This window comes from Streptomyces sp. NPDC003016, assembly GCF_053591455.1.
The window spans coordinates 1-10,888 of the sequence record NZ_JBSFTV010000041.1 but is presented as its reverse complement, the minus strand read 5'-3'; the positions used below and the strand labels follow the sequence as shown (position 1 = coordinate 10,888).

The following is a 10,888-nucleotide window of genomic DNA, read 5'->3' as shown; positions in this document are numbered from 1 at the left end:
TTGACGGGCGGAGAGGGCCCGCACCGGGCCGGATCAGGACACGTCGAAAGCGAAAGGCAGGGCCCGGACGCGGTTGTCGAAGTTCGAGTCGACCAGATCCGGAATTCCCACCGACCTCAGATCGCGCGGCCTGGTGAGCAGTTCATGGAAAAGGGCCTTCATCTCCTGGCGCGCCAGATGCGCCCCCAGGCAGTAATGCGGCCCGCCGCCCCCGTACCCCAGATGGGGATTCGGGTCCCGCGTGATGTCGAAGACGTCGGGATCCGTGAACACCGCTTCGTCGCGATTGGCCGAAGCGTAGAAGAGCACCACCTTTTCTCCGGGGAGGAACTCGCGTCCCCCCAGGACGCATTCGGTCGTGACCGTCCGGCGGAACTGGATGATCGGCGTCGAATGGCGGACGATCTCGTCCACCGCCCCGTCGGCGTACCGCTCGAAGTCGGACGTCAGCAAGGCGCGCTGGTCCGGGTGGTCGGTCAGGAGCGCCAGCCCGTGGGCGATCGCGTTGCGCGTGGTCTCCACCCCGGCGACGAGCAGCAGGGAGAAGAAGGCGCCGAGCTGGCGGGAGGAGAGCGCCTGCCCGTCGATGTCCGCGCACACCAGCGCCGAGATGAGATCGCCGGTGGGGTGGCGGCGGCGTTCACGGGCGAGTTTCGCCATGACGAGCTGCATGTGCGCCAAGGCGCGCAGCCCCCGTCCGGGCACCCGCAGCCTGGCGCGCACACCGCGGTTCACACCGACGTTCTCGGACGCGTGGTTGACGCGGTCGGCGATCTCCGGGCGGTAGCGCTCCGGGATCCCCATCAGATTGCAGATGACCTCGAACGGCATGCGGGAGGCGACCGAGGGGACGAAGTCACGCGGTCGCCGGGCGATCATCTCGTCCACCACGCGTCTGGCGACGTCGTGGATGTCCTCCTCCGCCGCGGCGAGCAGGCGCGGCGTGAAGGCGCGGGAGACGATCTTGCGCATCGTGGCGTGCTCGGGGCCGTCCATGTTGACCATGGAGTTCCCGAACACGGCCTTCGCCCACGCGGCCGGTTCCGGAGTGGTGACGCCCGGAGCGCTGGCGAACTGGCGGGGCTGCCGGCTCGCCTCCGTCACGTCCGCGTGCTTCACCAGCGCGTAGAAGCCCTTGCCGCCCTTGCGCCCGGCGCCCGTACCCTCTCCGAAACGCACCGGGGCGTCGAGCCCGCGCAGCAGCGCGAAGGCCTTCAGCCGCTCGGAGCGCGGCAGTTGCCAGAACGACGGATCGGCGAGATCGGCGTTCTGCTCCCGCAGCATGTGCTGCGTGGTCGCCTGCGTCGGGATTTTCATCTCACACCCTTCTGAAGCGCGGGCGGCCGTGCCGACCCGGGCCGGTTGCTGCGGACAGGTGAACTTTGCCCTGATATGTGCGTCCAGCTCGTTCTTGTGCGAAAACGGCGTGTCTGCGAAGCGAGAACCGTTTCGCCGTCGGGTCGTTGTCCACGACGGAGCACGCACACCGCGGGAGCGGACCGACACGGAGGACGAGAGGTGCCCGGCATGGGACTGATCACGCGCAGGACCGCGGCGACCGTACGAGCGGGCTCCCTGACGCGCCGCGTCCTGCTGCGCACCGTCTTCGCGGCGGGCGTGATCGCGGGCACGGCGGGGGCGCTCGCTCCGATCCTCGCCAGGAGGCCGGGGACCGGAACCCGCCCGCCCCGGGCGAACGGCCCGGCCCCCGCACCGGAGCGGTTCACCGAGACCTACCGGGGCCGGCACCTCCAGGGGACGGCCAGGGGCCCGGCGCCCGTGAGACGGGCCGGCGGGGCCGCCGCCCACCCGGGACACGCCGGCGACGCCATGACCGTCGCGGCCCTGCCGGACGACGTCGAGGTACGCATCGACGGCCGGCCGCTGCACGTCATGCGGCGCGCCGACGGCAGCTATCTGAGCGTGGTCAACCACTACGAGTCGTTCCCGACACTGCTCGCCGCGGCCCGTGCCGCAGTCGACGAGCTGGGCGACGCCCAGCTGTCGGTGTCCCCCATGCACAGCCTCTGAATCCGGGAGAGCCAACAGTGGTGTACACCCGAAAGAACCAGCGGAATCTCACCCGTACGGAGAAAAAGCGCCTGGTCAGCGCCTTCCTGGAGCTCAAGCGCTCAGGCCGGTACGACGAGTTCGTGAAGCTGCACGGCCGGTTCTACGTCTCCGACGGCGAGGACGGGCCGCGTCCCAGCCATATGAGCCCCTCGTTCCTCCCGTGGCACCGCAGGTTCCTCCTGGAGCTCGAACGCGCCCTGCAGGCCGTCGACCCGGGGGTGTCGATCCCGTACTGGGACTGGACGAAGGACAACACCCCCGCCGCGTCGCTGTGGGCGGAGGACTTCCTCGGGGGCAACGGCCGGTCCGGCGACTGGCAGGTGACGACGGGGCCGTTCGCCTACGCCACCGGGAACTGGACCATCACGGCACGGATCGGCGAGCGGAACTTCCTCACCCGCAACCTGGGACGGCCCTCCGCCCCGGTCTCCCTGCCCACCCGGCAGGACGTGGACCGCGCGCTGCGCGACCCGCTCTACGACGCGGCGCCGTGGGACTCCACCACCACCAAGGGCTTCCGGAACAAGCTGGAGGGCTGGGGAGCCAAAGGGTCGGCCACCAGGACGCACAACCACAACCGGGTCCACCGCTGGGTCGGCGGCCTGATGATGAGCGGCTCCTCGCCCAACGATCCGGTCTTCTGGCTCCACCACGCCTTCCTGGACCTGCTCTGGGACCGCTGGCAGAAGGCGCACCCCGACTCCGGCTACCTGCCGCGCGAGAAGCTGCCCGCGTCCGATCCGCAGCACGGGCGGGTCTTCAGCCTCCACGAACCGATGCCGCCGTGGAACGTGGCGCCCGCGCAGCTCCTCGACCATTCACGCGTCTACCGCTACGCCTAGCGGCCACCCGGCTGCCCTGGTCCGCCACCGGGACGGCGCAGTCGGTGAGGGTGGCGGTGAAGGACCCCGCTCCGTCGCCGGCCGGCGGATGGAAGCAGCTCCCGTCGGAAGCCGGCTGTGGTGGCGGGACCGCCGGCGGTCGCGGGCCCTGCGGCGCGACCCGGTCGGCCGGGGAACCGACCTCCCTCGGCTCGTCGAGCAGCACCGTCAGCCCGTACCCCGTCACCACCAGCCCCGCCCAGGCAGGCGAGCACCAGGAACGTGCGTACTTTCCGCCCCTACTCCTTCTCGAGACGCGCCGGCAGGTCGAAGAGCGGGAACCACCGCTTCGTGTCCAGGAAGGACGTGATCCCGCTGACCTTCCCGTCCACGATCTCGATGACCATGAGCGCCCACGGGTCGAAGCTTCCGTCGCCCGACCGGCTCGGGTGGTAGTGGGCGAAGGCCGGCGTGCCGTTGGCCACGACCGGCACCAGCCTGGAGCCCCGGCAGACCTCGCCGACGCCCAGCATCCAGCCGACGATGTTGTCGTGGCCCTGGAGCCACAGGTCGTACGGCGGCATGGACAGCGTCGCGTCCTCGTGGAGCAGCGCGGTCAGGGCGGCCATGTCGTACCCCTCGAAGGCCGCGACGTACCGCTCCAGCAGCTTCTGCTGTTCCTCGTCCAGCGGGTCGGCCGTGTCCGTCTCCCGCGAGCCGTGCTCGGCGATCGTCGCCCGGGCCCGCTGGAGCGCGCTGTTGACCGAGGCGACCGAGGTCTCCAGCAGCTCCGCGACCTCGCTCGCCTTCCAGGCCAGCACCTCGCGCAGGATCAGCACCGCCCGCTGCTTCGGCGGCAGGTGCTGGAGCGCGGCGACGAACGCGAGGCGCACGGACTCGCGCGACACGGCCGTCTCCGCCGGGTCGGCCACCGAGGGCAGCACCCGCCCGTCCGGCACCGGCTCCAGCCAGGTGATCTCGGGCCGGGCGTTGAGCGCGGCCCGGGCCACCGGCGTCGCGGCGGTGAGGTCCATCGGGCGGGCCCTGCGGTTGCCCGCGTTGAGCATGTCGAGGCACACGTTCGTCGCGATGCGGTAGAGCCACGAGCGCAGCGACGACCGCCCCTCGAACTTGTCGAAGCTCCGCCACGCCCGGACCATCGTGTCCTGCACGGCGTCGTCCGCCTCGAAGGCGGATCCCAGCATCCGGTAGCAGTAACCGGTCAGCTCGGTCCGGTGCTTCTCCAGCCGGGAATCCAGGTCCTGCGTCGTCACGACATCGTTCATCGGGTCCACCCCACTCGCCGCCTTTGGCACCAGCACTCCGGAAGTTACCGGACGCCACTGACCATCAGGGCCGGGCTGCGAAAACCGGTACGGCCGAACGGACTTCAGGCCCGCGCCGCGCCGCCCGCCCGAGGCGTCCGGCGCGTCCGCACCGCCACGAGCTGCCGCTGTTCGACCCTGGCCACCCGGGTCCCGTACAGCGTGATCGACACGACGCCGCCCACCGCGACCAGGCCGAGGAGCACCGTGCCCCCCCAGCCCCCGGCGTGGAAGGCGACCGCGCCGAGCGTGCCGCCGGCGCTGCTGCCCAGGTAGTACGCCGACTGGTAGAGCGCGGACGCCTGCGCGCGCCCGGTCTTCGCCGTACGGCTCACCGAGGACGACGCCACCGCGTGCCCCGCGAAGAACCCGGCGGTGATCAGCACCAGACCCGCCAGCACGGCGCCCAGCGCGTCGGCCACCGAGAGCAGCAGACCGGCCGCGGTCGTCGACACCGCCAGGTACAGCGCGCCCCGGCGGCCCGTGCGGGCGACCAGCTTCCCGGCCGCCGCGGAGGAGACCGTACCGACCAGGTAGACCAGGAAGACCGAGCCGATGACGCCCTGCGGGAGGCTGAAGGGGGCTTCTGCCAGCCGGTAGCCGATCACCGTGTAGACGGCGCCGAAGACCGTCATGAAGAGGGCGCCGATCGCGTACAGCCGCAGCAGCAGCGGGTCGGCCAGATGGCCGCGTACGGTCTTCGCCAGCGCCCGCGGGTTCAGCGAACCGGGCGTGAAGTGGCGGGCCTTCGGCAGCATCAGCCGGAACACCACCGCGCACACCACGGCCAGCAGGCCGACCGCGGCGAGCGCCGCGCGCCAGCCCCACAACTGGGCCGCCCAGCCGGTGACGATACGGCCGCTCATTCCCCCGATCGAGTTACCGGCGACGAACAGTCCGATCGCGGCGACCAGCGCCTTCGGCCGTACCTCCTCCGCGAGGTAGGCCATCGCGGAGGCCGGCAGACCGGCCAGCGCGGCGCCCTGCACGGCGCGCAGCGCCACCAGCCACTCCAGCGAGGGTGCGAACGGCACCAGCACCCCGACCACGACGGCGACCGCCAGCGAGACCGTCATCATCCGGCTGCGCCCGAAGCGCTCGGAGAGCGCGCTCAGCGGCAGTACGAAGAGGGCCAGCGCGCCCGTGGCGGCCGAGACCGTCCAGCTGGCGGCGCTCGCGCTCACGCCGAAGTCGGCGGAGACCAGCGGCAGCAGCGCCTGGGTGGAGTAGAGGAGGGCGAAGGTCGCCATCCCGGCGGCGAAGAGCGCGAAACTCATGCGGCGGTAGCCGGGGGAGGAGGGGGCGAGACGGGAGTCGGTGTCGACAACAACGGCGTCGGCGTCCACAGGGGTGGTGGACGCCTTGGTACTTGCAGGAGGCATGCATCGAACGTAGACACAGCAGGTTCATGCGTCCAATGCACAAACCCCAGATAATCGATCCCATGGTGCATAACCCCAGCTCACGCCCCCGTCTGTCACCCAGCAGTTACGAAGAAGACATCCAGCAGGTACTCGCGCCGCGCCTCGCGTACTTCGCGGCCGTCGCCCGCCACGAGCACGTCACCCGCGCCGCCCACGAGTTGGCCGTCCCCCAGTCGACGCTCTCGCGCGCCATGGTCAGGCTGGAGGAGGACCTCGGCGTCGCCCTGTTCGCCCGCAAGGGCCGCACCGTCTCCCTCACCCCCGCCGGCCGCACCTTCCTCACCACCGTCGAGCGCGCGCTGGCCGAGGTCGAGCGGGCCGCGGACTCGGTACGGGCCGACGCCGACCCCGCGACCGGCAAGGTCGCCTTCGGCTTCCTGCACACCATGGGCTCCGAGACCGTCCCCGCCCTGATCCGGGCCTTCCGCGTGGACCACCCGCGCGTACGTTTCCAGCTCGTCCAGAACTACGGCGAAGCCATGATCGAGCGGCTGCGCGCCGGCGACCTCGACCTCTGCCTGACCTCACCCGTCCCCGACGCCCCCGACCTGGTCGCCCGCCGCCTCGACGAGCAGCGGCTGCGCCTGGTCGTCCCCGACGACCACCGCCTGGCCACCCGCAAGCGGGTGCGTCTCATGGAGGCGGCCGACGAGGCGTTCGTGACCCTCGAACCCGGCTACGGACTGCGCCGCATCACCGACGACCTGTGCGCCGAGGCGGGTTTCAAGCCGCGCGTCGCGTTCGAGGGCGAGGAGGCGGAGACCCTGCGCGGCCTGGTGGCGGCCGGTCTGGGCGTCGCCCTGCTGCCGCCGCCCGCCGTGGCCCGCCCCGGCGTCAGGGAGCTGACGGTGACGGCCCCGCGCGCCGCACGCGAGATCGGTGTCGCCTGGCTGGACGGCCACCCGGACACACCGCCGGTGGCGGCCTTCAAGCGCTTCCTGCTGTCCCGCCGGGGCCACCTGCTGCCGGAGTAGGCGGAGTAGGCGGAGTAGGCCCCGTACGGGTACGGGCGCGGTACGGATCACGGGCTGACGGCGAGCACCAGATAGGCCGCCAGCAGCGACAGGTGCACGCCGCCCGTCAGGGGAGTGGCGCGCCCCGGCACGATGGTCAGCGTGCCGACGGCCACGGTGAGCGCGAGCAGCACCATGTGGGCGGCGTCGAGCCCCAGCAGCAGCGGCCCCGTCATCCAGACGGACGCGACGGCGACCGCCGGAATGGTCAGCCCGATGCTGGCCATGGCCGATCCCAGCGCCAGGTTCAGGCTGGTCTGCACCCGGTCGCGCCGGGCGGCCCGTACGGCGGCGATCGACTCCGGCGCCAGCACGAGCAGCGCGATCACGACACCCACCACCGAGGCGGGCAGCCCGGCCGCCGCCACCCCCGCCTCGATCGTCGGGGAGACCCCCTTCGCCAGTCCGACCACCGCGACCAGCGACACGGCCAGCAGCCCCAGGCTGATCAGCGCGGTCCGCCGGGTCGGGGGATCGGCGTGCTCCTCGGCGTCGATCACCTCGCCCCGGGTGGTGACGGGCAGGAAGTAGTCCCGGTGCCGCCAGGTCTGCGTCATCACGAACAGCCCGTAGAGCAGTACGGCCGCGAACGCCGCGAAGACGAGCTGGGCCGTGCTGAACTCGGGACCGGGAGCGCTGGTGGTGAACGTCGGCAGTGCCAGGCTCAGCCCCGCCAGCGTCGTGACGGTCGCGAACGCCGCGCCCGTCCCCTCCGCGTTGAACACCGCCACCTTGCGTTTGAGCGAACCGACGAGAAGGGACAGGCCGACGATGCCGTTGCAGGTGATCATCACGGCGGCGAAGACCGTGTCCCTGGCCAGCGAGCTGTTCTTCTCGCCTCCGTCGGCCATGAGCGTGACGATCAGGGCGACTTCGATGACCGTCACGGCCACGGCCAGGACGAGCGAGCCGAACGGCTCACCCACCCGGTGGGCCACCACCTCGGCATGGTGGACGGCCGCGAGCACCGAACCGGCCAGGAAACACGCGAGCACCACCACCACGGGCCCCGGCACGGACCGCCCCCAGGTGAAGACCAGCGGCACGACGGCCAGTACGGGCACGGTCGTCGACCAGTGCGCCGCGCGGGCGCGGACCAGACGCATCATGCCTTCGACCCTGACAGAGCCTCGTGCCGGGCGCGCGTCGTACGGCGGACGGGGGTGCGGGCGGCGCTAGCGTCGATGCCATGCCTACTCCCACCACTCCGCCCCCCGCCCGTTACACGGTGGAGATCAAGCCCCGGGCGGCCGATGCCGCCGGCCACCCCGACCACGGATCCACGCTGCGCACGGCGGTCGTGGAGGCGACGGGCGAAACGAGCGTGTCGGGCTACCCCCATTACGAGGGCGACGGCGTGGCGGCCGACATCGACCCCCGCACGCGCACGGTGGAGGCGATCACGCTGGACGGCGGCGAGCTGCCGTACGGCTGGATCGCCGAGGTCTCACCGCCGGAAGCGTGAACGGCGCCCGGCGGGTTCCCGAACCGGGGCTCCGCCCCGGACCCCGCTCCCCGGTCGCCGGAGGGGCCGGGTTTTCCGGCCCCGCGCGGCGAGGTCAAGCCCGTCCGGCGATCGGGGGCAACGCCGAAGGGCGTCCGGGGCCCAGGGCCTGCCACGGTTCGGGAAGGGGGCCGGGGAAAGCCCCGCGCAGCGGAATCGGGCCCGCCCGCCGCCTACCGCCGCAGCGCCCGCCCGAAGCCGGCGGCGAGCGGCATCCGCAGTCCCAGCGGCGGCGGCGCGGCGAAGGCGTCGGCCACCGGCCGGGCGTACCCGCGGCCGAAGAGCGTGCCCAGGACGAAGTCGGCCGCCAGCGCCAGCACTTCCGGGCGGTGCTGGCGCAGTGCGTGGCCGTCGGAGTGGACCTCGAAGCGGCAGATGTCGCGGTTCGCCTTCTTGGCCCGCTCGGCCAGCCGGTACGACAGCTCGGGATCGGTACGTTCGTCATTCGTGCCGTGCACGATCAGCACCTGGCGTCCGGCCAGCTGCTTCACCGGCTCCTCGGCCGCCGCGGCGGCGTCGTCCGGCAGCCAGGGCGCGATCGCGAGCACGGAGGTGACGGCCGCGTGGTCCGCGGCGTGCAGCGCGGCGCGCCCGCCCATGTCGATCCCCGCGAGACACACCGGTACGTCGCCGTAGCGCCGTACGGCCTCGTCCGCCGCCCACCGCGCGTCGGCCGCGAGCCGCGCGTCCGCACCGTTCCAGCCGCGGCCCCGGTAGCGCACGGCATGGACCACGAGCCCGTCGCCGCGCCCCGCCCCGGCCAGGGCCCGCGCCAGCGGCCGCACACCGGCGTACGCCAGCGGGGAGGGCCGGCGCCCCGACACCGGCTCGCCGGCCGGAAGCAGCAGTACGACGCCGTTGACGCACACCGCGCGGTCACCGCCCCCGGCCGCCGTGACCGCTCCGACCGCTCCGACCGCCCGGCCCAACCGGGCCCCGGAAACCGGGTTTGCTTGCTGTGCCATGACAGAACAGTCTCAGAAGCGCAGGTGTACTCCACCCGTCCGCAGGGTCACTGTTACGTATCGACAGGCGCTATCTACGCGCGTAGGCGCTAGAGTGCCCAGATGACGAGCGAGACCCTCAACGCCCCCACCGCGAGCCAGATCCGCCGCGCCCCCAAGGTGCTGCTCCACGACCACCTCGACGGCGGTCTGCGCCCCGGCACGATCATCGACCTCGCCCGCGAGGCGGGTTACGAAGCCCTTCCCGAGACCGACGCCGACAAGCTCGGCATCTGGTTCCGCGAGGCCGCCGACTCCGGTTCGCTGGAGCGCTACCTGGAGACCTTCGCGCACACCTGCGCCGTCATGCAGACGCGTGACGCGCTCTTCCGTGTCGCCGCCGAGTGCGCCGAGGACCTCGCCGAGGACGGCGTCGTCTACGCCGAGGTCCGGTACGCCCCCGAGCAGCACCTCGAAAAGGGCCTGACCCTCGAAGAGGTCGTCGAGGCCGTCACCGACGGCTTCCGCGAGGGCGAGCGCCGCGCGAAGGCGAACGGCCACCGCATCCGCGTCGGCGCCCTGCTGACCGCCATGCGGCACGCCGCCCGCGCCCTGGAGATCGCCGAACTCGCCAACCGCTACCGCGACAACGGCGTCGCCGGCTTCGACATCGCCGGCGCCGAGGCGGGCTTCCCGCCCACCCGCCACCTCGACGCCTTCGAGTACCTCAAGCGCGAGAACAACCACTTCACGATCCACGCCGGCGAAGCCTTCGGGCTCCCCTCCATCTGGCAGGCGCTCCAGTGGTGCGGTGCCGACCGGCTCGGTCACGGTGTACGCATCATCGACGACATCGAGGTCGCGGCCGACGGCAGCGTCACGCTGGGCCGCCTCGCCGCGTACGTGCGCGACAAGCGCATCCCGCTGGAGATGTGCCCGACGTCCAACCTCCAGACGGGCGCGGCCGACTCCTACGCCGCACACCCCATCGGGCTGCTGCGCAAGCTGCACTTCAGGGCCACGGTGAACACCGACAACCGGCTGATGAGCGGCACCAGTATGAGCCGCGAGTTCGAGCACCTGGTCGACGCCTTCGGATACACGCTCGATGACATGCAGTGGTTCACAGTCAATGCGATGAAATCAGCATTCATTCCTTTCGATGAACGCCTCGCCATGATCAATGACGTGATCAAGCCCGGATACGCCGAGCTGAAATCCGAATGGCTGTTCCGTCAGACCGCCGCGACCAGCGGATCTTCCTCCGTCTGACGTCGAGCGCACCGCTCCCGAGGCGGCCGGGAACGACAATTCCCGGCCGCCTCGGCGTGTTTGCGGCGGGGGCGGGGCGTGGCTAGCTTGCAGAGCCGCTCACCCACCCCACCCCGTCGCAAGGACGTTTTCCTCATGAAGCAGTTTGCCGCCAAGACTCTCGGTGCCGCCGCCCTCGGTGCCGCCTTCGCCGCTGCCGCCGTCGGCAGCGCCTCCGCGGCCGAGCAGGCCGCCCCGGCCGTCCCCGACGTGGCCACCGCGCTGTCCACGGTGACCTCGGTACTGCCCGTACAGGAGACCGGCAACAAGCTCCCCGCCGGAACCCCCGAGTCCCTGGCCGCCGGCCGGAACGCGCTCGCCGGAACCGTCGCCCACACGCCCATGCCCAGCCCCCTGGTGGACAGCGACACCAACCCGGTCGGGGGCCTGCTGGGCGGCACGCTGCCCGGCGTCTGAGCCCGCACCCGCACAGCGCGCACGGAAGGGGCGCGCACCGGATCCGAATCCGGTGC

11 protein-coding genes are annotated in these 10,888 nt (G+C 72.0%); 6 read left to right on the top strand and 5 right to left on the bottom strand.

Annotated features, from left to right (window positions below; genetic code table 11):
- Positions 1-33 precede the first annotated feature (33 nt).
- Positions 34-1,317 carry a cytochrome P450 gene (locus ACWDZ4_RS28625; protein ID WP_451511281.1) on the bottom strand — a complete coding sequence of 428 codons (1,284 nt, stop codon included), beginning with the start codon at positions 1,315-1,317 and terminating at the stop codon, positions 34-36.
- Between the two features lie 210 nt (positions 1,318-1,527).
- On the opposite strand from ACWDZ4_RS28625, the gene ACWDZ4_RS28620 reads away from it, so the two are divergent.
- Both ACWDZ4_RS28620 and ACWDZ4_RS28615 read left to right on the top strand, forming a co-directional pair.
- Positions 1,528-2,031 (top strand): tyrosinase family oxidase copper chaperone, encoded by a 504-nt coding sequence (locus ACWDZ4_RS28620; RefSeq protein WP_451511280.1) that lies wholly within the window; start codon positions 1,528-1,530, stop codon positions 2,029-2,031.
- Between the two features lie 20 nt (positions 2,032-2,051).
- Entirely contained in the window at positions 2,052-2,915 is an 864-nt protein-coding gene (locus ACWDZ4_RS28615) for a tyrosinase family protein (protein ID WP_451511320.1), read from the top strand.
- Positions 2,916-3,193: 278 nt separating this feature from the next.
- Here ACWDZ4_RS28615 and ACWDZ4_RS28610 read toward each other — a convergent pair whose 3' ends face one another.
- Together ACWDZ4_RS28610 and ACWDZ4_RS28605 are read right to left on the bottom strand one after the other, a co-directional pair.
- Positions 3,194-4,180, bottom strand: coding sequence for a sigma-70 family RNA polymerase sigma factor (locus ACWDZ4_RS28610; RefSeq protein WP_451511279.1), 987 nt, complete (start codon positions 4,178-4,180; stop codon positions 3,194-3,196).
- 104 nt (positions 4,181-4,284) lie between these two features.
- On the bottom strand, positions 4,285-5,601 hold the full coding sequence (locus ACWDZ4_RS28605) for an MFS transporter (protein ID WP_451511278.1): 1,317 nt from the start codon (positions 5,599-5,601) through the stop codon (positions 4,285-4,287).
- Positions 5,602-5,663: 62 nt separating this feature from the next.
- Here ACWDZ4_RS28605 and ACWDZ4_RS28600 point away from each other — a divergent pair, with 62 nt between their 5' ends.
- The gene (locus tag ACWDZ4_RS28600) at positions 5,664-6,617 is read left to right on the top strand and encodes a LysR family transcriptional regulator (RefSeq protein WP_451511277.1); all 954 of its coding nucleotides are present in this window, start codon (positions 5,664-5,666) and stop codon (positions 6,615-6,617) included.
- A gap of 47 nt (positions 6,618-6,664) precedes the next feature.
- On the opposite strand, the gene ACWDZ4_RS28595 is transcribed toward ACWDZ4_RS28600, so the two are convergent.
- The gene (locus ACWDZ4_RS28595) at positions 6,665-7,765 is read right to left on the bottom strand and encodes a calcium:proton antiporter (protein ID WP_451511276.1); all 1,101 of its coding nucleotides are present in this window, start codon (positions 7,763-7,765) and stop codon (positions 6,665-6,667) included.
- A gap of 80 nt (positions 7,766-7,845) precedes the next feature.
- Between ACWDZ4_RS28595 and ACWDZ4_RS28590 the strand changes: the two genes are divergently transcribed.
- Entirely contained in the window at positions 7,846-8,121 is a 276-nt protein-coding gene (locus ACWDZ4_RS28590; protein ID WP_451511275.1) for a hypothetical protein, read from the top strand.
- A gap of 212 nt (positions 8,122-8,333) precedes the next feature.
- Here ACWDZ4_RS28590 and ACWDZ4_RS28585 read toward each other — a convergent pair whose 3' ends face one another.
- Positions 8,334-9,125, bottom strand: a complete 792-nt coding sequence (locus tag ACWDZ4_RS28585) for an alpha/beta hydrolase (RefSeq protein WP_451511274.1) — start codon at positions 9,123-9,125, stop codon at positions 8,334-8,336.
- A 102-nt stretch (positions 9,126-9,227) separates the two neighbouring features.
- On the opposite strand from ACWDZ4_RS28585, the gene ACWDZ4_RS28580 reads away from it, so the two are divergent.
- Positions 9,228-10,376: an adenosine deaminase gene (locus ACWDZ4_RS28580; protein ID WP_451511273.1), complete on the top strand. Its 1,149-nt coding sequence runs from the start codon at positions 9,228-9,230 to the stop codon at positions 10,374-10,376.
- Positions 10,377-10,511: 135 nt separating this feature from the next.
- On the top strand, positions 10,512-10,832 hold the full coding sequence (locus ACWDZ4_RS28575) for an ATP-binding protein (RefSeq protein WP_451511272.1): 321 nt from the start codon (positions 10,512-10,514) through the stop codon (positions 10,830-10,832).
- Positions 10,833-10,888 lie beyond the last annotated feature (56 nt).

What these genes read in the sequence shown, in the direction of transcription:
- ACWDZ4_RS28625 (WP_451511281.1), bottom strand. Translation starts at nt 1,317, where the DNA reads ATGAAAATCCCGACGCAGGCGACCACGCAGCACATGCTGCGGGAGCAG.
- ACWDZ4_RS28620 (WP_451511280.1), top strand. Translation starts at nt 1,528, where the DNA reads ATGGGACTGATCACGCGCAGGACCGCGGCGACCGTACGAGCGGGCTCC.
- ACWDZ4_RS28610 (WP_451511279.1), bottom strand. Translation starts at nt 4,180, where the DNA reads ATGAACGATGTCGTGACGACGCAGGACCTGGATTCCCGGCTGGAGAAG.
- ACWDZ4_RS28605 (WP_451511278.1), bottom strand. Translation starts at nt 5,601, where the DNA reads ATGCCTCCTGCAAGTACCAAGGCGTCCACCACCCCTGTGGACGCCGAC.
- ACWDZ4_RS28600 (WP_451511277.1), top strand. Translation starts at nt 5,664, where the DNA reads ATGGTGCATAACCCCAGCTCACGCCCCCGTCTGTCACCCAGCAGTTAC.
- ACWDZ4_RS28595 (WP_451511276.1), bottom strand. Translation starts at nt 7,765, where the DNA reads ATGATGCGTCTGGTCCGCGCCCGCGCGGCGCACTGGTCGACGACCGTG.
- ACWDZ4_RS28590 (WP_451511275.1), top strand. Translation starts at nt 7,846, where the DNA reads ATGCCTACTCCCACCACTCCGCCCCCCGCCCGTTACACGGTGGAGATC.
- ACWDZ4_RS28585 (WP_451511274.1), bottom strand. Translation starts at nt 9,125, where the DNA reads ATGGCACAGCAAGCAAACCCGGTTTCCGGGGCCCGGTTGGGCCGGGCG.
- ACWDZ4_RS28580 (WP_451511273.1), top strand. Translation starts at nt 9,228, where the DNA reads ATGACGAGCGAGACCCTCAACGCCCCCACCGCGAGCCAGATCCGCCGC.
- ACWDZ4_RS28575 (WP_451511272.1), top strand. Translation starts at nt 10,512, where the DNA reads ATGAAGCAGTTTGCCGCCAAGACTCTCGGTGCCGCCGCCCTCGGTGCC.